The sequence below is a fragment of the Microbacterium oleivorans genome (genome assembly GCF_023715745.1).
GTDB classification, from domain to species: domain Bacteria; phylum Actinomycetota; class Actinomycetes; order Actinomycetales; family Microbacteriaceae; genus Microbacterium; species Microbacterium oleivorans_D.
In genome coordinates this window covers 559,170-582,449 of sequence record NZ_JAMBOV010000002.1, presented here as the reverse complement: position 1 = coordinate 582,449, position 23,280 = coordinate 559,170, and the positions used below count along the sequence as shown (strand labels likewise).

Sequence of the window (23,280 nt, the reverse complement as noted above, 5' to 3'; positions counted from 1 at the left end):
CGGGGTCACTCCCCTTCGAGCTGGATGAGCCGGTTGATGATGTTCGTGAGCTGCTCGTCGAGCTGGCCGTAGGTCGCCCAGTCACCGGACTGCAGCGCCTCGTTGCGGTCCATCATCACCTGCTGCGCCTGGTCGAGCAGTCGCGCGAACTCGTCGCCGGTGCCCGGGGCGTCGGTCCCGCCGCCGTCATCGGTGGGCGTCGGCGTCGGCGTCGGTCCCGCGGATTCGGTCGGAGAGGGTGTGGGCGTGGTGCCGTCGTCGCCCGCGGTTGCACCGGAGTCGCCGCCGAAGAGCTGGTCGAGCGCCTCCTGCAGCGTGTCCTCGAAGGCGACCTCATCACCGAAGGCGACCAGGATCTTGCGCAGCTGCGGCAGCTGCGTGCCGCTGGAGGCCTGGACGAAGATCGGTTGCACGTACAGCAGACCGCCACCGACGGGCAGCGTCAGCAGGTTGCCGGGAAGCACCTGCGACTGACCCTGTCGCAGCAGGTTGACCTGCTGCGCGATGGTCTCGTTCGAGCTGAACGTGTTCTGCACCTGGCCCGGACCCGGCACGGAGACGTCGGCACTGATCTCGAGCATTCTGAGCTTGCCGTAGTCCGCGCTCTTCTCGCCCGCGGTGTTCCCTGCGTTCGAGTCGACCGCGAGGTACCCCATGAGGACGTTGCGCGCGTTGTCCCCCTCGGCGGCCGGGATGAACGACGTGAACATCGAATACGTCGGGTCGTCCTGGCCCGGCATCTGCATCGTCAGGTAGTACGGCGGCTGCAGGTTCGTCTCGGTCACGGGGTCCTGCGGGGTCCGCCACGCGTTGTCGCGTCGGATGAAGGACTGCGCGTCATCGACGTGGTACATCCCGAGCATCGCACGCTGCACCTTGAACAGATCCGTCGGGTAGCGCACGTGGCTCATGAGCTCCGCGGACATCTCGCTGACGGGCTTCAGCGTCGAGGGGTAGACCTTCTGCCACGCCTGCAGGAGCGGATCCTGGTCGTCCCACGCGTAGAGCGTCACCGAGCCGTCGTACGCGTCGACCGTCGCCTTGACCGAGTTGCGGATGTAGTTGACGTCGTCGAGAGCGACTCGCGGCTGCGTGTTCGTGGAATCCGAGATGGCGTCTCGCAGGCTGACGATCGAGGAGTAGGGGTAGTTGTTGCTCAGGGTGTAGCCGTCGATGATCCACACCACGCGGCCGTCGACGACGCTCGGGTAGGGGTCGCTGTCGAGCTCGAGGTAGGGAGCGACCTTCTCGACGCGCTGGACCGGGTTGCGGTCGTACAGGATCTGGGACTGGTCGTTGATGCCGTCCGAGAAGAGGATGTCCGTCGACTGGAACTTCAGCGCGTACAGCAGACGGTTGAAGGGATTGCCCACGTCAGGCCCGCCGTCACCGGTGAACGTGTACCGGGTCTGACCGGCACCGTCCTCACCGCGCGGGTAGTCGAGCTCGACCGGGTCGCTGTCGGTGGGCGCACCGACGATCGAGTACGTCGGCGACGATTCGCCGAAGTAGATGCGCGGCTCGTAGTCGGACTCGGTCGTGAGGTCGCCCGAGGTCGGGATGCCGCGCTCGAGGAAGACGGGATCGCCGTCGGCGGTCCGATCGGTGCCCTTCGCGGCGACCATGCCGTACCCGTGCGTGTAGACGAGCGTGTTGTTGTACCAGGACTGCGCGTTGCCGAGCTGGTCGAGGTTGAGCTCCCGCACCGACACGACGGCGTCCTGCGTCTCTCCGTCGATCTCGTAGCGATCGACGTCGAGCGGGTCCGTGAACCGGTAGTAGGAGCGGTACTGCTCGAGCTGGCGGACGGTCGGGCCGATGATGGCGGGGTCCATGATCCGGAGGGATGCCGTGGTCTCGGCGTCTGCACGCAGCTGGCCCTGCTCCGCGGTGGTGACGGCCTCGTACTCGGTCTTGTCGAGGCCGTTGATGCCGTAGGCGAACTTCGTCGCCTCCAGGTTGCGTTCGACGTACGGCGCCTCGTACGTCTCGAGGTTCGGCGCCACCTGGAACTGGGTGACGGCCCAGGGGTAGGCGACGCCGACGACGAGCGAGGAGACGATGAGCAGTGCGGTGCCGATGAGCGGGAACCGCCAACGACCGATGATCGCCGTGACGACGAACAGGGCTGCGACGATGGCTGCCGCGACGGAGAGGATCCCGAGGCCGGGGATGACCGCGTTGACGTCGACGTAGCTCGCACCCGTGAAGCGGTCGCCCTGCGTGGTCAGGGTCTTGTACTGGTCGAGCCACAGGCTCGCCGCCTGCACGGCGAGGTACAGCGCGGCGACGATCGCCAGCTGGATGCGGGCGGCCTTCGAGATGCGGAGCTCACGCTGACCGACGCGCACCGAGCCGTACAGATACGAGACGACGGCGGTGACCAACAGGCAGATCAGGAGGACGGCGGAGGCGAACCCGAGCACCACGCTGTAGAACGGCATCTGGAACAGGTAGAACCCGGTGTCGAGACCGAACTGGGGGTCCGTCATGCCGGTGGGGACCCCGTTGACCCACAGCCAGACGGTCTCCCACTGCGCCGACGCGGCGAAACCGGCGAAGAACCCGAAGAAGACGGGGATGCCCCACATCGCGAGACGGCGGAGGGGCTCGACCACTTCCTGGTAGTGGTCGAGCTGCGAGCTCAGCCGTGCGTAGACCGGTCGGAGCCGGTAGGCGAGCTGGATGGCCGCGAACACGGGGGCCGCCATGGCGACGAATCCGACGAGGAACATGATGACGCGGGCAGTCCACTGCGTCACCAGGACGCCGTCGAAGCCCAGCTGCCGGTACCACTGCCAGTCGGTGTACAGCCCCGCGAACGCGAAGAACGCGATCACCAGGACGACGAGCACGCCGACGGTGATGGCGATCGTGCGACGGACGGGATTCGGAGGAGTGGACGTGGCCGGTCCGGCAGGTGTCGAGGTCACCCCCTCATCCTAGGCGGGGGTCGTCACGGGCACGGCCGGGCCGGCTCCGCTCTGGGCGGAATCGCAGGGGCAGAGCGCGGGGGTGCTCAGCCGGCGCTGCAGACCGGGAGGTCGTCGACGCCGTCGCCCGTGCGGATCGCGTCGAGCGCGGCGAGCGAGTCGTCCAACGTCGACACGGGGATGACCCGGAGGTCGCCCGGGATGTGTCCCACGACCTCGTCGCAGTTCTTCTCCGGAGCGAGGAAGTACGCGGCGCCGGCATCCAGAGCGCCGTACAGCTTCTGACGGATGCCGCCGATGGGACCGATCGTCCCCGCCGAGTCGATCGTCCCGGTCCCCGCGACCTGCTCACCGCCGTTGAGCTCGCCGGGAGTGAGGGTGTCGATGATCCCGAGTGCGAACATCTGGCCGGCGCTGGGGCCGCCGATGCGGTCGAGTTGGATCGTGACGTCGATGGGGAACTCGAAGTCGCGCGCCGTGGTGATGCCGATGATCCACACCGGGCCGTCCGCCGACTCGGTCTGCACGGGCGTGACGCGGACCGTGCGTTCGGCGTCGTCGCGGCGGATCACGAGCTCGACGGGGTCCCCCTGCCCCGCGTTGATGACGGAGCGCAGCTGCGCCGTGTCCTCGATCGAGGTTCCGTCTGCGGAGACGATCTCGTCACCGACCTCGAGAATGCCGGTGGCGGGAGAGTCCTCGGTGAGCGCGCCGACGCCGACATGGGCGCGCACCGTGTAGCCCAGCTCCGTGAGCGCGGCAGCCGTGGCCTCCTTCTGCGAGTCGACCATGAGCGCTGCGTTCTCCTCGTTGCGCTGCTCGGTGGTCGTCCCGGCCGGGAACACCTGGTCGATCGGCAGCACGGCCTCGGACGCGTCGAACCAGGCCATCGCGAGCTCGAACCACGACGGCGTGCGTTCCCGGGTACCCGCGATCTGCACGGTGGTGAGGTCGAGGGCGCCGGCCGTCGGATACGTCTCGGCACCGCGGACCGAGATGAGGGGCACGTCGTCACCCTCCGCGTTCTCGACCGAACCGAGGGTGTTGACGACGGGTCCTTGGCGCTGGATGACGAACCCCGTGGGCAGGAAGCTCAGCACGAGGAGCGCCACCAGGGCGATCACGAGCGCCCACACACCACCGGAGAAGCGGCGGGGGCGACGGGATGATCGCGTTGCGACGGGGGTATCGGCGTCCTCGAAGAGCGACACACGGGTCCTTCCTCCGGCGCTCGTTCGCGACCGGCGTACACGGGATGTCTCCCGCTCGGACCGGGCGGAGAAAACCTGCCATTAGCGTAGATCGAGACGTCTCCCCCCTGCTGAAAGGCGCCTGACATGACCGATGACGCGGACAAGACCGGCGACGATCTGCCGGGCGACGACGACCTCGCCGAGATGCTGCGGCGGATGCTGGGCGGTCAGGGCGGGATCGACCCGGAGCAGCTGCGTCAGCTGTCGGCCATGGGCATCGACCCGGCCATGATGCGGACGATCATGCAGCAGCTCCAGGCCGCCATGGCGGGCGACGGCGGAGACGACGGAGTCGACTGGTCGGCAGCGAGGACGCAGGCGCTGCACATCGCGAACCGCGACGGGCTCGGCATCACCGCGGGCGCACGGACGGAGTTCGATCAGGCCTTCGCCCTGGCAGCCCTATGGCTCAGCGAGGCGACGTCCATCGGCGAACTCGCGCAGACACCGCGCCCGATCACGCGGGGTCAGTGGGTCGAGGCGACGCTCCCTGTGTGGCAGGAGCTCGCCGAACCGGTCGCGAGCTCGATCAGCGATGCCCTGACGGCGGCGCTCGAGTCGCAGACCCCCGAGGAGATGCGTCCCGCCATCGAAGGCGCCGGGCGCCTCATGCGGCGCGTCGGCGGCGCCCTGTTCGCCGGTCAGCTGGGCGCGGTCATCGGCAAGCTCTCGCTCGAGGTGGTGAGCGGCGGCGACGTCGGCATCCCGTTGATGCCGACCGGCGAGGCCGCGATCCTCCCCCAGAACTTCGCCGACTTCGGACGCGACCTCGAGATCGAGGAGGATCAGCTGGCGCTCGTCCTCGCGACCCGTGAACTCGCTCACGCGCGGCTCTTCCGTCACGCGAAGTGGCTGCGTCTGCACGTCATCTCGCAGGTGACCGACTTCGCCCGTGGAGTGCACGTCGACACGGACGCCCTCGAGGACCTGGCCTCGCGCTTCGATCCTTCCTCCCCGGAGGAGCTGAGGGCCGCGATCGAGAGCGGCGCACTCCTGCCGCAGCGGTCCGAGGCTCAGGTCGCGGCCCTCACCCGGCTCGAGAACCTCCTCGCGACCATCGAGGGCTGGGTCGACGTCGTCACCGCCGATGCGACCACCCGGGTCCCCTCCGCAGATCGCATCGCCGAAGCGGTGCGTCGCCGACGTGCCGTCGGCGGTCCCGGCGAGCAGGCGATGGCGTCGCTCGTCGGTCTCGAGCTGCGCCCGCGCCGCCTGCGCGAGGCTGCGGCGATGTGGCGGGCCGTGACGGATGCCGTGGGCCCCGCGGTGCGCGATGGTCTCTGGGACTACCCCGACCTCATGCCCAGCGCCGAGGACCTCGACGACCCCGCGGGACTCGTCGCCCGGCTTCAAGCGCGGGAGCGCGGCGAGGCGCCCGAGCGGGACGCCTTCGACGACGCCCTCGAGGCGCTGCTCGAGGAGGAGACCGGCGGGCAGAACGACACGTCGTCGTCCGACGACCCGCACGACGGGGACACCGCCCCCGGCGGACCTCGACCCGTCTGAGGCCCGCCTCCTCCACAGGCGACAGCCGCGGCCGCGCGGCGGAGGATCTGTGGACGGCAGGGCGGCGGCCGGGCACATCCCGGTCAGAATCGCCCCATGCTCCGACTGGCTGCCTCCCATCCCCCGCTGTGGCGCACCCCCAGCAGTGTGCAGCTCGGCATCGACGATCGACGCCCCCTGACCGGCGTGCAGCCGTGGCAGGAGCGTCTGCTCGACGCCTTGGTGAGCGGCATCCCGGACGGCCGGCTCGTCCCGCTCGCTCGCGAGCTCGGAGCGAGCCCGGAGCAGGCGCGGGCGTTCCTCACGCAGATCGCGGACGCCCTGGTCACCGAGGCCGAGCCGGTGCCGCCGGTGCGGGTCGAGCTGCCCGCCGATCTCGGACACGACGACGAGCGGACGCTGCTGGCGGGCCTCGCCGGTGCCGGGATCGAGATCGACGCGTGCGAACGGTGGCCGTTGCCGCCGGGCAGGGGCCCGGTCGTGGTCGTCGCCGCGCATCTCATCGACCCACACCGCGCCGCGCGTCTCACCGCCGAGGACACCCCGCACCTCCCCGTCGAACTGGCCGGGGATCGAGTCGTCGTCGGCCCGCTCGTCGTCCCGGGCACCTCGGCCTGCATCGCGTGCCTGCACGCCGACCGGCGGGACAGCGATCCGGACTGGCCGCTCGTGGCGGCTCAGCTGCTCGCGCGACCGTCCGTGCCCACCGAACCGCTCCTCGCGGTCGAGGCGGCGGCGCTCGCCGCACGCATCCTGCGCACCGGGGACGCGGGGAGGTCGGTCGTCCTCAGCGCGACCGGCGGACAGTGCGAGACCCGCGTGCACCGCCCTCACGCAGCGTGCCTCTGCCGATCTCCTGAAGGAATCTGGAGCGCTGACGCTCACGATTCCCGGAACGCCGGGCCCACGACAGCGACAGCGTACGCGCGGCCCGCGTGACCCCGACGTAGGTCAGACGGCGCTCCTCGTCGATCTGCTCGAAGGTCGTCGCGTACGAGATCGGGAGCAGACCCTCGCTGAGCCCCATGAGGTGCACGTGCGGCCATTCGAGGCCTTTCGCGGCGTGCAGTGTCGCGAGGGTCACCGTCCGCATCGTCGGTTCATGCTGCGCCTTCGCCCGCGCGGTGAGCTCGTCCGTGAACGCGCGAAGCGTCGTGCCGTCGGAGGCCTCCTCGGCCAGACGGAGCACGGCGGCGCGCGCCTCCCACGCATCGCGAAGCGCCCCGCCCGCGGGTGGCGCTTCATCCGTCAGCCCGAGTGAGCGGAGCACGTCCCGGACGGTCGCGAGGAATGATCCCGACAGTGGCGCGACGGAGGCACCGCGAAGGGCCAGCAGAGCCTGGCGGACCTCGGGAAGGTCCCAGAACCTCTTCCCGCCGAGGACCGTGGCCGCGATGCCGCGCGACGACAGCGCGGACAGCAGCGGGGCCGACTGGGCGTTCAACCGATAGAGGACGGCGATCTCTTGCGGATCGACCCCGGCGGCGATCTGCGCCGCGATCCGGTTCGCGATGCCGTCGGCCTCGGCGGCGTCGTCGTCGTACGCCGTCACCTCGGGCGCGGGCCCCGCCGGTGCCGGTGTGACGAGTTGCAGAGCTCCGGGACGACCGCGCATGAGCTCGTTCGCGACGGCGAGGACCGCGGCATCCGATCGATAGTTGCGTTCCAGCCGCACGACGGTCACATCGTCCTCGCGCGAGGCGAAGTCGAGGAGATACCGGGGGTCGGCGCCCGCGAACGAGTAGATGGTCTGGCTGGCGTCACCCACGACGCACAGGTCACGCCGGTCGCCGAGCCACAGCTCCAGGAGCCGGTTCTGCACCGGTGACACGTCCTGGAACTCGTCGACGGTGAAATGCCGGTACTGCTCGTGCACGGCTGCGGCGACTCGCGGCTCCGACTCGATCATCCCCGCGCACGCGAGCAGGACGTCCTCGAAGTCGAGCTGCCGGCGTTCGTCCTTCAGCTTCTCGTAGGTGTGCTGCAGCGCCAGAAGGGGGTCGAGGGCCAGACCCGGGATGCCGCCGGGACGGTCGATCGCGTACTGCTCGATCGACCGCATGGTGACCTTGCGCCACTCGATCTGCGAGGCGACGTCGCGCAGCGTGGAGGCGTCCAGCCGGAGGCCGATCCCGTCCGCGGCGTGCGAAAGAAGCCGCACCTTGCTGTCGACGATGGCGGGCGCGGTGTCACGGGCGACCTGCGGCCAGAAGAAGTTCAGCTGGGCGAGGGCGGCAGCGTGGAAGGTCCGCGCGGCGACACCCTCGACGCCGAGGGCCCGCAGACGCCCGCGCAGCTCCCCCGCGGCCTTCGTCGTGAACGTGACCGCCATGACCCGCTGCGGGGAGTAGGCGCCGGTGTCGACGCCGTGCGCGATCCGATGCGTGATGACACGGGTCTTCCCGGTCCCGGCGCCCGCGAGCACGCACACGTGGCCGCGCAGGGTCGATGCGGCTTCGCGCTGCCGCTCGTCGAGGTCCGCGAGGGGGTCGACGCTCACTCCCCCACCCACCGGAGGATGAGGCTCCGCGCGATGGACGCGCGGCCCGGCAGGCGGATCTCCCCTCGACCGGCGAGGGCGTCGCGGATCTCGTCGCGGCTGAACCATCGGACGTCGAGGATCTCCTCGCCGTCGGCGCGCGCCTCGTCGTCGGCGACCGCGTGGGCCGTGAACCCGAGCATGAGCGATCGCGGGTACGGCCACGCCTGCGACCCGCGGTAGACGACGCGATCGAGCCGGACCCCCGCCTCCTCCGCGACCTCCCTCTCGACGGTCGTCTCGAGGGATTCGCCCGCCTCGACGAATCCGGCGAAGGTCGAATACGTGGGGATGTCCCCCCACGCGGCGTTCCGGCCGAGGAGCAGCCGCTCGCCGTCGGCACTGGCGACGGCGACGATCACGGCGGGGTCCGTCCGCGGGAAGTGCTGCCGACCGCACTGCAGACAGCGGCGGGACCACCCGGCCTGCTCGATGCGCGTCTCTCCCCCGCACGCCGGACAGAACGGCGCGTCGATGAGCCACCGTCCGATGCTCAGACCCTGCACGAAGCGGCCGGCCTCATCAGGATCGAGGTCGCCGCCCAGGGCACGCAGGCCGCCCCACTCGACGTCCGCGATCGCAGGCTCGTCGGCGGATGACGGGAGTGCAGCGACCGCGACGGCACGATGCGCGTCGTCACGACCGAGGAACGCCCACCGTGCCCCCTCGGGCACGACATCGGGTGCCACCCACCGCAGGGCGTTCGACGGCGCCACGGGGGCACGGTCGCCGTGCAGCAGGAGAACGCGGGTGTTCGCATCGGCGCGGATGCGCTCGAGCAGATTCTCGTCGAGCCGCTCCTCGGCCGCGCGGTCGATGACTGCGCGGGCCAGTGGCGGCGGGACGTCCTTCGTCGTCATCGAGGACCTCTCTTGCGGGCGTGGCGCCGGTGCGCCGGGGCGCGCCCCGCCTACCCTGGGGGGCATGGCACGCTCTCCTCTCACTCTAGCCGCGGCTGCCACGGCGGTCCTCTCGCAGGCGACGGGTGTGCGCACGAGCATCACGGGTGCCGCGACCCTCACCGAGGGCGCCGGCGGGCGGTTCGACAGCGCCGTGGTGCACCTCGACGACGGGACCCGTCTGGTGGTGCGGGTGCCCGAGAGCGACGAGGCCGAGGCGGAGGCCGTCCGCGAGACGACCGCGCTGGCCGCGCTGACGGCGGGTGTCCGGGCCATGATCCCGTTCCGCGCCCCCGAGCACATCGGCCAGACGCGTCTGGGCTCGCGCACCGCGCGCGTGCAGACCCACCTGCCCGGCTACCGCGTCGACGCCAGCCAGATCCCGCCCGGACGCGGTGTCGCCACGGCCATCGCCGCAGCGATCGCCGGCATCCACGATCTGCCGGCGTCGATCGTGCAGGGGGCGGGCCTCCCCGTGCGCACGGCCGCGCAGGTCCGCGCGGACACGGAGCGACTCCTCGATCGCGCCGAGGCGACCGGTCGCCTGCCGTTCGGACTCCTCCGTCGGTGGAGCCGCGCCGTCGCCCTCGACGCCCTCTGGCACGTCGAACCCACGGTGACCCTCGGTGGAGTGGACCCGTCCGCATTCACCGTGACCGACGTCGACGGGGTTCCCACGGTCGCGGGCCTGCTCACATGGGGCGGTGTGAGCATCGGCGATCCCGCCGAGGACCTGCGGTGGATCGCGAGCGCGCCCGATGCGGCATCCGACGTCATCGTCGCGTACAGCTCCGCCGCCGGCCGCTCCCCCGACCCGATGCTCGCCGAACGGGCCCGCCTGCACGCTGAGCTCGAGTTCGCCAAGTGGCTGGTGCACGGCCACGATTCGGCTTCCGAGTCCGTCATGGCGGACGCCGTGACGCTGCTCGAGTCCTTGGACGAGAGTGTGCGCGACGAGCCGCCGATCGGCAGCGGGACGGTCAGCGTCGACGACGCCATCGCGGCGCTGGGGCGGGTGCCCGCAGGGGCCACCGACGCCGTCGACACGTCGATGCACACCGATGCGTACGATCCGGGACTCATCGACGACCTCGTCGATGACGACGCCCCCTCGGAGCCCGCCGCTGCCGGCACCCTCGACCAGGAGACCGAACCGATCGAGTTCAGCGACTGGCCTGGTGCAGACGAGGCCCCCGCCGCGGAAGAGCGCGACCCCGACGACGCCGCGAAGAACGCGCTGCGCCGGTGGACGGGCACCGCCTGAGGGTTTCGTCGTCAGCCGCGGAGGATGATGCCGTCGGCCACGTAATAGAGCGCGACGTCGATCTGCTCCATCGGCACGCCGTGCTTCGCGTGGTACGCACGGCGGTAGAGCTCGAGCTGCAGCATCCGCTCCGTCCGCTCCGTCTCGGTGCGGGGCGGGCGCCCGGTCTTCCAGTCGACGATCTCGATCCGGTCGCCGCGGCGGTAGACGGCGTCCAGCTTGCAGATCACGACGTGGGGGCGACCGTCCCCCAGCGCGTCGGGGTCGACGAAGTCGATCTCCGTCTCGACCTCGATCGGCTGCAGGTCTCCCCACTCCGACGCGAGGAACGCCTGCCGGAGCCGGTTCAGCGCCTCCGCATCCGCAGGCGAGGTCGACGACACCGCATCATCGTCGTCATCCCACAGGACGTCGTCCGCCGAACGTCCGCGCCCCACGAGGCCCGAGCGCTGCTCGACCCACGCATGGAAGAGGGTTCCGAGGCGGGTCTGGCGGTACGGGCGCTCCGGCAGCGGCCGCGCAGCGGCGGTCGCGGCGGCCGCGTAGTCGGCCACGAAGTCCTTGAACCGGGATGCCGGGATGCGCGTGGGAGCGGGCTGAGCGCGCCCGGCCGCGCGTGCCGCACGTTCGGCGAGCAGGAGTTCCAGGTCGCGCGTCGGCGTCGCGGGCGGCAGCGACATCGCCTCTCGCACTCGCACCGCGGCATCCCGCACGCGTGTCGCCCGCGCGCCGAGCGGGTCGATGGGCCACGCCAAGGTCGCCCGCGCACCCTCGTAGGGATTGTCCGTCAGGTCGGACTCCGGCAGCGGGGTCCCGAGCTCCTCGGCGATCTCACGCACGAAACGGCTGACCTCTCGCGGCTTCTTCGTCCCCGCCCACGGCGCCGCAGAGATCAACAGGTGCTCCCTCGCGCGGGTCACCGCGACGTAAGCGAGCCGGCGCTCCTCGGCGAGATGCCGCTCGCGGATGCCGTCCTTGAACGCCCCGTGCTCCTTTTTCAGGTCCTGCTGCGTCGGGGCGTCGTGTGCGCGCCAGAGGAACTCCGGCAGCCACTCCCGGTCGCCGCGGAACGAGTACGGCAGCACACCGAAGCCGAGCCATCCCTGTGCGTCCCGGAGTGCCGCGGGCAGCTCGTCCTCGACGGCGCGGACGACGGCGACGGCATCCCACTCCAGGCCCTTCGATCCGTGGATCGTGAGGAGCTGGACGACATCGTCCTCGGGGGGCTCGGTGCGGGGGGCGAACTCGTCGATCCGCTCGGCGCGGTCCAGCCAGGCGAGCAGGCTGGGCAGCGATCCCCGCTCGTCGGTCTGCAGGAAGCCGTGCAACTCGTCGACGAAGGCCCGGAGCTGATCGGATGCCGTGCGCGCGGGACCGCGGGACTCGTTGGCCGCGAGCTCGATGTCGAGCCGGAGTTCGTTCTCGATGAGCCGGACGAGCTCCGGGATCGGCAAGGTGGCCGCCCGCCGCAACCCGGCGAAGACGGCACCGGCCTCACGCAGTCGCTCGCGCGCGGCGGGCGTGAAGCCACTCAGCCACCCGTGATCGGCCTTCTGGCGGGCGACGAAGTCGAGCGCGGCGACGAGCGAGCCACCCTCGTCGCCCGCGGATCCGCGGATGATCTCCGCCAGTTCCGGCGGAAGAGGCTGCAGGGCGGTGTCATGGCGGACCAGGCGTGCCGCCACCTGCGCGAGCTCTCGCAGGTCGGCGAGTCCGATCGACCAGCGGGGTCCGCCGAGCAGGCGGATCAGGGCGGAACCGGCCCGCGGGTCGCTGATGACCCGGAGCGCCGAGACGACATCCACGACCTCCGGTGTCGACAGCAGTCCGCCGAGCCCCAGGATGCGATGCGGGATGCCGCGCCGTCCGAGGGCTTCCGCGAAACGCAGCATGTGCTTCTTGCTGCGCAGGAGGACGGCGCCTGTCGTCGCCCGTCCGATGCGGCGACGTTCCTCCCGCACCACCCCGAACCACTCGGCGACCGCATCCGCCTCGGCGTCGACATCGTCGCGGACGACGATGTCGACCCTGCCGTCGGGAGCGCCCGGACGCGGACGGAGTGATCCCACGTCGACAGGGGCGTCGAGAGGAGCGAGCACCGCGCCCGCCGCGCGCAACACGTCGACGCCGTTGCGCCAGCTGGTGAGCAGCGCGTAGGTGCGTCCCTCCGCATGCGGGTCGAACGTCCGAGCGAAGTCGCCGAGGTTGCCGGCGCTCGCTCCGCGCCATCCGTAGATCGACTGATGAGGATCGCCCACAGCCATGACGGCGGTGCCCCCGAAGAGCGTCGCGAGGAGATCGGTCTGCACGACCGACGTGTCCTGGTACTCGTCGAGCAGCACGACCCGGTAGCGTTCGCGGAGCTCCGCGGCGACGGCCGGATGCGACCGCACGACCTGCAGGGCGCCGGCGACCTGGTCGGAGAAGTCGATGAGCCCCCGACGACGCTTCTCCGCCTCGTAGGTCCGGGCGAGCTCGACGAGGACGGAAAGTCCCGAGACCTTCTCGGCCGCCGTGCGGACGTCGGTGTAGACGGTGGTCCCGGCCCGCTGGCTCGGCCGCTCCAACACGTCCTGGAACGCGGCGGCGAAGGCCTCGATGTCCGTCGGATCGACGAGGTTGTCGACGCTGTCGCGGGCGAGGCGCAGCGCGGCGTCGATGATCGTGGACGGACGTTCCGCGCGATCGGGCAGGCGGGGATCATCGGAGGACAGGACGACCTGCCGCATGAGCAGCCATGCCGCGGATTCACTCAGTACGACCGCTTCGGCGTCGCGACCGATCCGAACGGCGTTCTCGCGCACGATGGCGTCGGCGAAACTGTTGTAGGTCGAGACCGCCGGCCGCTCCAGGAGGCCGTCCGCCCCGTCCGGTGCCGCCGGGGGCGGGGCGAGTGCATCCAGAGCCGCACGCCGTGCGGACTCAGGCGCGCCTGTCCGCTCGAGCTCGCCGAACACGTCGAGGCGGCCCTCGGCGTGAAGGCGGCCCAGGTGCGGCAGCAGGCCGCGCTGTTCGAACTCCGCAAGCCGTCGCAGACGTGATCCGATGCGCTCCGCGAGTTCGCCGGCCGCCTTCCGCGTGAAGGTCAGCCCGAGCACCTCGTCGCGGCGCACCAGCCGGTTCGCAACGAGCCACACGACGCGGCCGGCCATCGTCTCGGTCTTGCCGCTGCCTGCGCCCGCGACGACGAGCGCAGGCGACAAGGGCGCCGAGATGACAGCTGACTGCTCTGCCGTGGGAGGGAACTGCCCGAGGGCCGCGGCGACGGCCTCGGGACTGAGGGGGGCCGGGATCACGCGGAGCTCACCGGCCCGATCGTATGGATGCGGCACAGCCCGCGTGTGTGGTCGTCGCGGCAGTGCTCCTCGAAGGGGGCGATGAAGGTGGTGCCGCGCATGATCCGCACCGCGTCGTCGACCCGGCCGAGGAACGCGGCACGCGTCTCGTCGTCGAACGGCTCCTGCCGCGGCTCGGCGTAGGGTCCGTTGCGTGTCCCTTTGAGCACCAGCAGCTTCGCACCGCCGGCTTCTGCACCCACCGCCGCGGGGATCGCGCCGCGCTCGAATGCGAGCTGGTAGGCGGCGAGCTGCGGGTTGTCGGTCGCCGCACGATCGCTGGTCGCCTCACTGCGCCCCGTCTTGAGGTCGACGATGACGACGCGACCGTCGCTGGTCCGCTCGACGCGGTCGATGTAGCCCGAGAGGATCGCCGGGTGGGCGGCATCCGGAACCGGGAGCTCGACCTCGAAGTGCGGCTCGGCGCCCACCAGGGTCGTGCCCGCCCGCTCCGTGTCGCGCAGATACGCGGCCAGGCGCGAGACCAGATCGCGCGCACGACGGCGCTCGGCCTCGTCGATCCACGGCGCCTCGAACTCCAGCTGCGCCCAGCCGGCCTCGACGTACGACCAGAGCGCATCCTCATCTGCGGTGGCGACGTGCTCGAGGGCGCCGTGGAGCAGGGTGCCGAGGCCCGCGACGGCGGTCCCGGGGTCTCCGCCCAGGTCACCGATGGCCCAATCCAGCTGGCACTGCTCGAGCGCGTGGATACGGGACGGCGAGACGCGCAACGGCGCCGCGTCGAGGTCTCGCAGCGCCGCGGTGCTCGTGGGATCGGCGAGGCCGTACCACTGGGCCGGGTCTGCTCCGGGCACACCGGCCGCCGCCAGGAGCGCGAGCTGACCCGCGGCATCCGCCTGATCCGCGTCCGAGGACCGTGGGTCGGTCAGGCGTCGCCGGTGAGCGGCGACGAGGCCGCGGAGGGTCAGCGGGTGCTCCGCCGATCGCGGTGCCGGCGAGGCGGGCGGCAGGAGGTCGAACAGGACGCTCGGTCCGGTGTCGTCGTCGTCCACGGCCGTGACGATGAGTCGTGAGCGCGCTCGCGACACCGCCCGCGCGAACAGCCGGAGCTCGTCGTGCAGCACACTCCGGCGGCGATCCGCCGTGTCGAGCTCCGTGTCCTCCTCGGCCAATCGCGCCGTCTCGAGCAGGCTGCCCCGCAGTCGGAGGTTCGGCCACACACCGTCCTGCACCCCGGCGACGACGACGGTGTCGAACTCGAGTCCGAGCGCGGCAGCGGGCGTGGAGATCTGCACGCCCGTCGCGACGGTACCCGTACGCAGGCGGTCCTCGGCCACTTCCGAGTGCAGGAGCGCCCGCAGGTGGTCGACGGGGGCTGTGCCATCCTCCCGCTCGCCGTGGCGCTTCGCCGCCTCGAACAGGGCGACCACCGCATCGAGGTCGCGGCGCGCCTGATCGGCCAAGGGCCCCTGTCCGTCGGCGAGCGTGCGCAGCTGGCGCTCGAGCCCGCGCTGCTCCCACACCGTCCACAGCAGCTCGTGCGCCGTCGCACCGGACCGGATCTGCTCGGCCACGTCGGCCAACGTCCGAGCGAGACGGGCGGCCCGCCGGGCCTCGGGGGTGTCGATGACATCGAACTCCACGGGGTGACGCACACCCGAGGCGAGGAGCTCGCGCGCGGACCGCTCGCCGCCGCCGCGGAGTTCCGCATGACGCAGCGCCGCGCGCAGCCGCCGGAGCTCGACCGGGTCGAGACCGCCGCCGACGAGCACGTCGAGGACGTCGTCGTCGGTGCGGACCTCCTCGGTCACCGCTGCGAGGTCGACGGCCCGAAGGAGGTCCCGGACGATCGGCGTCTCGGCGAGGGCGCGCGCCGGACCGACGGCCGCCGTCGGCACGTCCCGCGCCGACAGTTCCGCCTCCAGTGCGTTCACCTGGCGGGAGTCGTGGGCGATGACGGCCAGCTGCTCCCAGGGCACACCGTCGTGAACGTGCCGCTCGCGGAGCGCGCGGGCGATGAGATCGAACTCCTCCGCCCCCGAGCGGAGAGAGAAGGCGCGCACGCTGTCGTCCGGGTCGACGCCGGCGGGCGGATGCCGGTGGGCCACGAGGCCCGCAGCGCCGATGCGCGAGGTGATCTGAGCGACGATGTCCCGCTGAGCGGCGGTGCCGCGATGGACGCGGTCCAGGACGTGGGTCTGCGTCGCGAGGCGGGCGAAGTTCTCTGGGCGCGCGCCGCGGAAGGAGCCGGAGCCGACATCGGGATCGCCGAACGCGAGCACCGCGACCCCCCGCGCCCGACAGGCCTCGAGCACCTCCACGCCGCCCAGCGTCAGCTCCTGCGCGTCGTCGACGAGGATCACGCGCAGACCCGACACCGCCCCGAGCGCCGGCGAGCCCACCGGCGCGTCGCGCAGCAGTCCGACCGCCTCACGAACGAGTCCCGCCGCGTCCCGGTGCGCGCCGCGCATCCGCGCGCGGACGGCGCGGTACTCGCGTGCGAAAGACGCGAGCGAGGCCCACACCGGGCGATCCGTGGCCGCGGCACGCGCCGCGAGTTCGTCGGGCTCGATGCCGAGCGTCGTCATCTCCGCGAGGAAGGCGCGGATCTCGGCACGCAGCCCGGACGTGCCCCGGATGTCTGCCGGAAGCCAATCGGGCCATCGCGACGGGCCCGTGGCCTCGTCCTCCGCGTCTCCCATCAGCAGGTCCGCGATGATGCGGTCCTCATCGGGCCCGGTGAGCAGCTGCGGCGGCTCCTCCCCCGCGTGGACAGCGTGCGACCGCACCACCTGGTAGGCGAACGCCGGCACGGACCGGGCGAGCGGCCCACTCGTCGCGACGCCGACGCCGACGGCGAGTCGATCGCGCAGCGCGGTCGCCGCCGACCGTGTCGGCGTGAGCACGATGATCTCGTCCGGACGCATCCCGTCGTCGATGAGGGCGACGACACGGGCGACGAGGGTCGCCGTCTTGCCTGCCCCCGGCGCACCGATCACGACACCCGACGTCATCGGATCGAGCTGCACCACCGCCTGCTGCGCCGCATCGAGGACGAACGGCGGTGCGGGCATGCGATCCACGGTAATCGGCACCGCCGACACCCGTCGCGCAGCGGACCGCGCGTCGCACGTCGGCACGTTCGCCGACAGCGAGCGGCTGCGCGCGTCCCGCCCCGAGCCGGTGTCGTAGGCTCGAGACGCGCCCGGAGACCCGGGCCGGGAAAGGCAGGCACCACCGTGGAGATCCGCATCGGCATCGCGAACTCGCGCGAGCTCGGCTTCGACTCGAACGAGACGGCCGACGCCGTGAAGCAGACCGTCACCGCCGCTCTCGACAGCGGCGCGACCTACGTGACCCTCACCGACTCCAAGGGCGCCACCTACGTCATCCCCACCGCCGGCATCGCATTCGTCGAGGTCGGCACCGACCAGTCGCGCCGCGTCGGCTTCGTCGCCTGACATGCTGATCGTCCTGGCGCTGGTCTTCGGGGCGATCGGGGGGACGGCCGTGCACTTCGCGCTCCCGCAGCGCGCGCTGCGGGGTGTCGCAGTCGGCCCTCTGCTGGGTGCGTCCTTCGGCACCGCTACCTGGACCGCGCTGACCTGGGCGGGCCTCGGTCCCGATGCGGGATGGATCTGGCTCGCCAGCATCCTCCTCCCCATCGTGCTGACCGCCGCGGCGCTCACCCTCGTCTCGCGCTCGCGCGCTTCGCGCGACGCGCGCACCCGCCGCGAGCTCGGCATCGCCTGAGTTCCCCGCAGGCGGCCCCGGTCAGGCGTCGAGGCCGATGCTCGTCATGCGGCGCGAGTGCGCCCCCAGCAGCTGGGTGAACACGGGCTCCACCTGCTTCTCGTCGTCCCGGTCGAGGGCGCCCGGTCGTTCGGAGGTACCCGGTCGCAGTGCGGCCCGGGCGACGAGGAGGGTGTCTCCGACGAGGCGCCTCCCCCACAGGCTCAACAGCGAACGCAGTTCATCGTCGGCGGAGATGGCGTCGGTGATGATGCCCACGAGCGGCGACCGGTCGGCATCCGCTCGGAGGATCGCCGCCGCGCGGCGTCCCGTCTCGCCGTAGCTGCCGGACAGCGACAGGTAGAAGTCGTCGAGCAGGCCCGCCGTCAGGTGGACCGACAGCATCGTCTCGAGAGCTCGCGCGCCGTGAGTGGCCCGGCGGAACGCGTCGAGCGGCTCGCGGAACGGCAGCATGAGTTCGAGGGGATCCTCGCCGCGATCGCGGATGAGAGCGACGAGCGCCTGGTGCTTGGACAGCGCCGCCCCTGCGGCCCGCGAGAGGGATTCCTTGTGAGCGAGCTCCGGGCTGCGCTCGATGACGGAGCTGAGCGTCTCGACGTACCCCAGCTGCAGGTAGGCCGCCTGCCCCAGGTAGGTGGCGACGTCGGGCGCGAGCTGCTCGAAGTCCACACGACGGACGTCGCTCGCCTCGTCGCGCGAGCGCAGCCGCAGGATGCGACCGGGGGGCCGCCGCTGCCAGAACCACCTCACCACGGCACCAGCCTACGGGGCCGGGCGCACCCCTCCGGTAGGGTGGATGCGTCCCGGCGTCGGATCGGGACCCCGCGCCTGGGGCTGAGTGAAGGGCGTGGACCCTCATCACGGCGGCGTCTCACCGCCAGACAGGCACGGAAGCAGTCATGACCACGTTCGCAGACCTCGGAGTCGACCAGGACATCGTCGACACCCTCGCCGACAAGGGCATCGTCGACACCTTCCCGATCCAGGAGCAGACGATCCCCCTCGGCCTGCCGGGTCAGGACATCATCGGCCAGGCCAAGACGGGCACCGGCAAGACGTTCGGCTTCGGGATCCCCGTCGTCCAGCGTCTGGGCCTGAACCCCGAGCCGGGCGTGAAGGCCCTCATCGTCGTTCCGACCCGTGAGCTCGCGGTCCAGGTCTACGAAGACATGGACATGCTGACCTCGGGCCGCGCGACGAGTGTCGTGGCCATCTACGGCGGCAAGGCCTACGAGGGTCAGATCGACCAGTTGAAGGCCGGCGCGCAGATCGTCGTCGGCACCCCCGGCCGCCTCATCGACCTGAACAACCAGCGGCTGCTCGACCTGTCGAACGCGACCGAGGTCGTCCTCGACGAGGCCGACAAGATGCTCGACCTCGGGTTCCTCCCCGACATCGAGAAGATCTTCCAGAAGGTCGCGCCGGTCCGGCACACGATGCTCTACTCGGCGACCATGCCCGGCCCCATCGTGGCCCTCGCCCGCCGGTTCATGTCGAACCCCATCCACATCCGCGCGAGCGACCCCGACGAGGGCCTCACGCAGGCGAACATCAAGCACCTCGTCTACCGCGCGCACTCGCTCGACAAGGACGAGGTCATCTCCCGCATCCTGCAGGCCGAGGGTCGCGGCAAGACGGTCATCTTCACCCGTACCAAGCGGGCCGCGCAGCGTCTCGTCGACGAGTTGAATGACCGCGGCTTCAGCGCCGGCGCCGTGCACGGCGACATGAGCCAGGAGGCGCGCGAGCGCTCCATGGCCGCGTTCAAGGCCGGCAAGCGCGATGTCCTCATCGCCACCGACGTCGCCGCCCGCGGAATCGACGTCGACGACGTCACGCACGTGATCAACCACACGATCCCCGACGACGAGCAGACCTACCTGCACCGCGCCGGCCGCACCGGCCGTGCCGGGAAGACCGGTATCGCCGTGACGTTCGTCGACTGGGACGATCTGCACAAGTGGGCCCTCATCAACCGTGCGCTGGACTTCGGTCAGCCCGAGCCCGTCGAGACCTACTCGTCGAGCCCGCACCTCTACACGGACCTCGACATCCCGGCGGGCACGAAGGGACGCATCGCCACGGCGCCCAAGTCGGCCCCCGCACGCTCATCGGCCGCACCGGAGCGGGCCGCTGACGCGGCGGCCGACCAGTCCGGCGAGGCCGGCACGCGCCGTCGTCGCCGGCGGCGCTCCGGTGGCGGCGAGGCGAAGGTCGGCTCGACGTTCGCCGAGGGGGCGGATGCCGCGGCATCCGACTCGTCCGCGGGTTCGGGTGACACGCAGGACCGCACCGCCGACGGGGCCGGCACGCACGACGGAGCCGGCAAGGAGCACCACGACGGCAAGCCCGCTCCCGCACGCCGGCGCCGCCGTCGTCGCGGCGGATCCGGCGCCGGGGCGCCCGTCGCCGGCGCCTGATCACCTGTCGTCGCGCTACGGCGCGACGAGCGAGCTCCCCGTCCCGAGGGCGACGATCCGCGCGATCGCGGCCTCGGGCGTGGTGTTCTCCCCGGGGACGTTGGGCTTGCCGCGACCGTGATAGTCGCTCGAGCCCGTCGCGATGAGATCGTGCTCCGCGACGAGTCTGCGGAGCGTCCCGAGGGCGGGCTCCGTGTTCTCACGGTGCCCGAGTTCGAACCCGGCGAGGCCCGCATCGAGCATGCCGCGAACGAGGCGGTCGGGCAGCAGCCCCGCCCGACCGGCCGGGTGCGCGATCACGGGCACGCCGCCGGCGCCCGCGACGGCCGCGACGGCCGTGACCGGGTCGGGTGCGTACAGCGCGACGTAGTAGTCGCTGCGCGGTGACAGGATGCCGCTGAACGCCTCGCCGCGGTCGCGGACGTGACCGCGGGCCACCAGGGCGTCGGCGATGTGCGGCCTCCCCACCGTCGCCCCCTCGGCCGTCTGCGCCTCGATGTCCTCCCACGTGAGGGCGTAATCGCGGCCGATCCGGTCGGCCATCGTCCGGGCTCGGGTCAGCCGGGATTCCCGGATGCGGTCGGTCAGTGCCCGCAGACCCGCGTCGTCGGGATCGATGAGGTAGGCGAGCACGTGCACGCTCCGCCATTCATGGCGCGCCGAGAGCTCCATCCCCGGCAGGAAGGACATGCCGAGCGAGACGGCGGCATCGGCCGCCTCGGCCCACCCCGACGTCGTGTCGTGATCAGTGAGCGCCGCGGTGCGGATGCCGTGCCGGTGGGCCGCCGCCATGACGGCGGCGGGGGGCTCGGTCCCGTCGGAGTGATCCGAGTGCAGGTGCAGGTCGCCGGGCGCGAGCGGGCCCGAGGGAGCGACGGACCCGGCGGACATGATCTCGAGCGTACCGCGCGCAGAAACTCCCCAGCCTGCCCGCCTAATGTCGTGGTGTGCTGCGACTGACGGGGATCCTCTTCACGATCGCCACCGCCATCGTCGCCGCCGTGCTGACCTGGCCGCAGTTCTTCCGTCTCGAACAGACCTTCCCGATCGCGCAGTTGGTGTCGTTGCGCCCGGTGGTCGCGCTCGCCTTCGCGGTCCTCGCGCTCGTCGGGCTGCTGATCTGCCTGGGGCGGCGCTCGCGCGGCTTCGGCGCCGGGCTCGCGATGATCGGCGTTTTGGCCGCGGGGGCGAACGTCGGCATCCTGGTGGTCCGCGGTGTCGGCACGACCGGACTCCCCGAGAAGACCGCGGACAGCATCCGCGTCATGACGTGGAACACCGCCGGTCCCGCCACCGACGTCGACGCCGTCGTCACGACGGCGATCGCGATGGACGTCGACATCGTGGCACTCCCCGAGACCAATGACGACACGGGTGAGGCGATCGCGATCGCGATGCGCGACCGCGGCAACCCGATGTGGGTGCACGAGGAGAACTACCAGGGCTGGGACGCCACCTACACGACGCTGCTCATCTCCCCCGACCTCGGCGACTACGCGGTCGTCGAATCGGATGCGTCGGGGACGACGAACACCTCGGTCGTCCCGAGCGTCGTCGCGATGCCCGTGAACGGGGACGGGCCGATCGTCGTAGCCGTCCACGCCGTCGCCCCGCGCCAGGGCGACATGGACCAGTGGCGCAGCGACCTCCGCTGGATCGCGGACCAGTGCGCGAGCGACGACGTCATCATGGCGGGCGACTTCAACGCGACCGTCGACCACATGAGCCGTCTGGGGACCGGCGGCGGCACGATGGGCCGCTGCCACGACGCCGCCTCGGCCACCGGCAACGGAGCCGTCGGCACCTGGGACACCGCCTGGCCTGCTCTGCTCGGGACGCCGATCGACCACGTGATGACGACGGATGCGTGGCGCGCCAGCGGTTCCGTGGTCGTCACCTCGCTCGACGGCTCGGGCGGCGACCACCGTCCGGTGATCGTGCAGTTGGAGCGGGCGGGCTGACGTCCCGCACAGTCGGTGCGAGACTGGGACGATGACCACCGACGATCGCGACACCATCGCACCGGAGACCACCGAGACCGCGGCTGCGGCGACCACCAACCGCAAGCAGCCCTTCCCCGCCGGGTTCCTGGATTCGATCTCGACAGGCTGGGCGCAGCGCCCTGCGTCGCTGCCTGCGCAGCGGCCCGAGGCCGCCTACACCGCAGCGCGGCGCGCACGGGTCTCCGCCGCGTTCCCCGGCGCGCGGCTGGTCATCCCGGCGGGCTCGTACAAGCAGCGCTCGAACGACACCGACTACCCGTTCCGCGCCCACTCCGCCTTCTCGCACCTGACCGGGTGGGGCGCCGACGCCGTGCCCGACTCGCTCCTCGTGTTCGAGCCGACGGGTGACGGACACGACGTGACGCTCTACCTCCGTGAGCGTGCCGACCGGACGACGACGGAGTTCTACGCCGACGCGACGATCGGCGAGTTCTGGATCGGCCCGCGGCCCGCACTCGACGCCGTCGCAGCGGATCTCGGCATCCCGACGGCCCACATCGATGCCTTCGAGAGCACGGCTGAGGACCGCTCGGTCGACGTCGACGACGAACTCACGCGGTTCGTGTCGGAGATGCGTCTCGTGAAGGATCCGTACGAGATCGCCCAGATGCGTCTCGCGGTCGAGGCCACCGGCCGCGGCTTCGACGACATCATCGCCGAGCTCCCGCGCATCGTCGACACACGGCGAGGCGAGCGGGCGATCGAGGGGGTCTTCCATCTGCGCGCGCGCACCGACGGCAACGGCGAGGGCTACGACACCATCGCCGCCTCGGGTCCCCACGCCTGTTACCTGCACTGGACCCGCAACGACGGCGCCGTCGTGCCCGGTGATCTCGTCCTCATCGACGCGGGCGTCGAGGTCGACAGCCTCTACACAGCTGACATCACGCGAACGCTTCCCGTGTCGGGGACCTTCTCCGCGGTGCAGCGACGCATCTACGACGCCGTCGTCGAGGCCGCCGACGCGGCCTTCGCCGCCGCGCGACCGGGCGTGAAGTTCCGCACCATCCACGAGGCGGCCATGGCCGTCATCGCGGCCCGCACGGCCGAATGGGGTCTCCTGCCCGTGAGCGCGGAGGAGGCGCTCGACGCCGACCGCGGCGGCCAGCACCGCCGCTACATGGTCCACGGCACGAGCCACCACCTCGGCATCGACGTGCACGACTGCGCACAGGCCCGCCGCGAGATGTACTACGACGGCGAGCTCGAGGCGGGGATGGTCTTCACGATCGAGCCCGGGCTGTACTTCCAGATCGACGATCTCACCGTGCCCGAGGAGTTCCGCGGCATCGGGGTGCGCATCGAGGACGACATCCTCATGACCGCCGACGGCCCGGTGAACCTGTCGGCCGACATCCCTCGGACCGCGGACGAGGTCGAGGCCTGGATCGCACGCGGCCGCGCCTGAGATCCG

Annotated in this window: 15 protein-coding genes; 7 read left to right on the top strand and 8 right to left on the bottom strand. The window is 71.5% G+C overall.

Features of this window, described 5'->3' with window-relative positions; all coding sequences use genetic code 11:
- Nucleotides 1–5: 5 nt before the first annotated feature.
- Together M3190_RS07540 and M3190_RS07535 are read right to left on the bottom strand one after the other, a co-directional pair.
- Nucleotides 6–2,933 (bottom strand): UPF0182 family membrane protein, encoded by a 2,928-nt coding sequence (locus tag M3190_RS07540; protein ID WP_251580340.1) that lies wholly within the window; start codon nucleotides 2,931–2,933, stop codon nucleotides 6–8.
- A gap of 86 nt (nucleotides 2,934–3,019) precedes the next feature.
- A complete protein-coding gene (locus M3190_RS07535) occupies nucleotides 3,020–4,144 on the bottom strand; it encodes a YlbL family protein (RefSeq protein WP_251580339.1) in 1,125 nt (374 codons plus the stop codon).
- A gap of 126 nt (nucleotides 4,145–4,270) precedes the next feature.
- On the opposite strand from M3190_RS07535, the gene M3190_RS07530 reads away from it, so the two are divergent.
- A complete protein-coding gene (locus M3190_RS07530) occupies nucleotides 4,271–5,692 on the top strand; it encodes a zinc-dependent metalloprotease (protein WP_251580338.1) in 1,422 nt (473 codons plus the stop codon).
- A gap of 787 nt (nucleotides 5,693–6,479) precedes the next feature.
- On the opposite strand, the gene M3190_RS07525 is transcribed toward M3190_RS07530, so the two are convergent.
- Together M3190_RS07525 and nudC are read right to left on the bottom strand one after the other, a co-directional pair.
- Nucleotides 6,480–8,192 (bottom strand): ATP-dependent helicase, encoded by a 1,713-nt coding sequence (locus tag M3190_RS07525; RefSeq protein ID WP_251580337.1) that lies wholly within the window; start codon nucleotides 8,190–8,192, stop codon nucleotides 6,480–6,482.
- Nucleotides 8,189–9,091 (bottom strand): NAD(+) diphosphatase, encoded by a 903-nt coding sequence (nudC, locus tag M3190_RS07520; RefSeq protein ID WP_251580336.1) that lies wholly within the window; start codon nucleotides 9,089–9,091, stop codon nucleotides 8,189–8,191. Before nudC ends, M3190_RS07525 begins: the two co-directional genes overlap by 4 nt.
- Nucleotides 9,092–9,155: 64 nt before the next feature.
- On the opposite strand from nudC, the gene M3190_RS07515 reads away from it, so the two are divergent.
- Nucleotides 9,156–10,394: a phosphotransferase gene (locus M3190_RS07515; RefSeq protein ID WP_251580335.1), complete on the top strand. Its 1,239-nt coding sequence runs from the start codon at nucleotides 9,156–9,158 to the stop codon at nucleotides 10,392–10,394.
- 11 nt (nucleotides 10,395–10,405) lie between these two features.
- Here the strand turns inward: M3190_RS07515 and M3190_RS07510 are convergent, their stop codons facing one another.
- Both M3190_RS07510 and M3190_RS15380 read right to left on the bottom strand, forming a co-directional pair.
- Nucleotides 10,406–13,687, bottom strand: a complete 3,282-nt coding sequence (locus M3190_RS07510; RefSeq protein ID WP_439958020.1) for an ATP-dependent DNA helicase — start codon at nucleotides 13,685–13,687, stop codon at nucleotides 10,406–10,408.
- The gene (locus tag M3190_RS15380; RefSeq protein ID WP_285875932.1) at nucleotides 13,687–16,764 is read right to left on the bottom strand and encodes an ATP-dependent helicase; all 3,078 of its coding nucleotides are present in this window, start codon (nucleotides 16,762–16,764) and stop codon (nucleotides 13,687–13,689) included. The genes M3190_RS07510 and M3190_RS15380 overlap by 1 nt, the downstream gene beginning before the upstream one ends.
- A gap of 165 nt (nucleotides 16,765–16,929) precedes the next feature.
- Here M3190_RS15380 and M3190_RS07495 point away from each other — a divergent pair, with 165 nt between their 5' ends.
- Entirely contained in the window at nucleotides 16,930–17,151 is a 222-nt protein-coding gene (locus M3190_RS07495; RefSeq protein ID WP_064001825.1) for a DUF3107 domain-containing protein, read from the top strand.
- 1 nt (nucleotide 17,152) lies between these two features.
- On the top strand, nucleotides 17,153–17,443 hold the full coding sequence (locus M3190_RS07490; protein WP_251580331.1) for a hypothetical protein: 291 nt from the start codon (nucleotides 17,153–17,155) through the stop codon (nucleotides 17,441–17,443).
- A 21-nt stretch (nucleotides 17,444–17,464) separates the two neighbouring features.
- Here M3190_RS07490 and M3190_RS07485 read toward each other — a convergent pair whose 3' ends face one another.
- Complete coding sequence (locus M3190_RS07485; protein ID WP_251580329.1) at nucleotides 17,465–18,196, bottom strand: ferritin-like fold-containing protein; 732 nt, start codon at nucleotides 18,194–18,196, stop codon at nucleotides 17,465–17,467.
- A 146-nt stretch (nucleotides 18,197–18,342) separates the two neighbouring features.
- Between M3190_RS07485 and M3190_RS07480 the strand changes: the two genes are divergently transcribed.
- On the top strand, nucleotides 18,343–19,863 hold the full coding sequence (locus tag M3190_RS07480; RefSeq protein ID WP_251580327.1) for a DEAD/DEAH box helicase: 1,521 nt from the start codon (nucleotides 18,343–18,345) through the stop codon (nucleotides 19,861–19,863).
- 15 nt (nucleotides 19,864–19,878) lie between these two features.
- Here M3190_RS07480 and M3190_RS07475 read toward each other — a convergent pair whose 3' ends face one another.
- A complete protein-coding gene (locus M3190_RS07475) occupies nucleotides 19,879–20,754 on the bottom strand; it encodes a PHP domain-containing protein (protein WP_251580325.1) in 876 nt (291 codons plus the stop codon).
- Between the two features lie 56 nt (nucleotides 20,755–20,810).
- On the opposite strand from M3190_RS07475, the gene M3190_RS07470 reads away from it, so the two are divergent.
- Both M3190_RS07470 and M3190_RS07465 read left to right on the top strand, forming a co-directional pair.
- On the top strand, nucleotides 20,811–21,824 hold the full coding sequence (locus M3190_RS07470; protein ID WP_251580323.1) for an endonuclease/exonuclease/phosphatase family protein: 1,014 nt from the start codon (nucleotides 20,811–20,813) through the stop codon (nucleotides 21,822–21,824).
- Between the two features lie 31 nt (nucleotides 21,825–21,855).
- Nucleotides 21,856–23,274 (top strand): aminopeptidase P family protein, encoded by a 1,419-nt coding sequence (locus M3190_RS07465; RefSeq protein WP_251580321.1) that lies wholly within the window; start codon nucleotides 21,856–21,858, stop codon nucleotides 23,272–23,274.
- The last annotated feature ends 6 nt before the right edge of the window (nucleotides 23,275–23,280 follow it).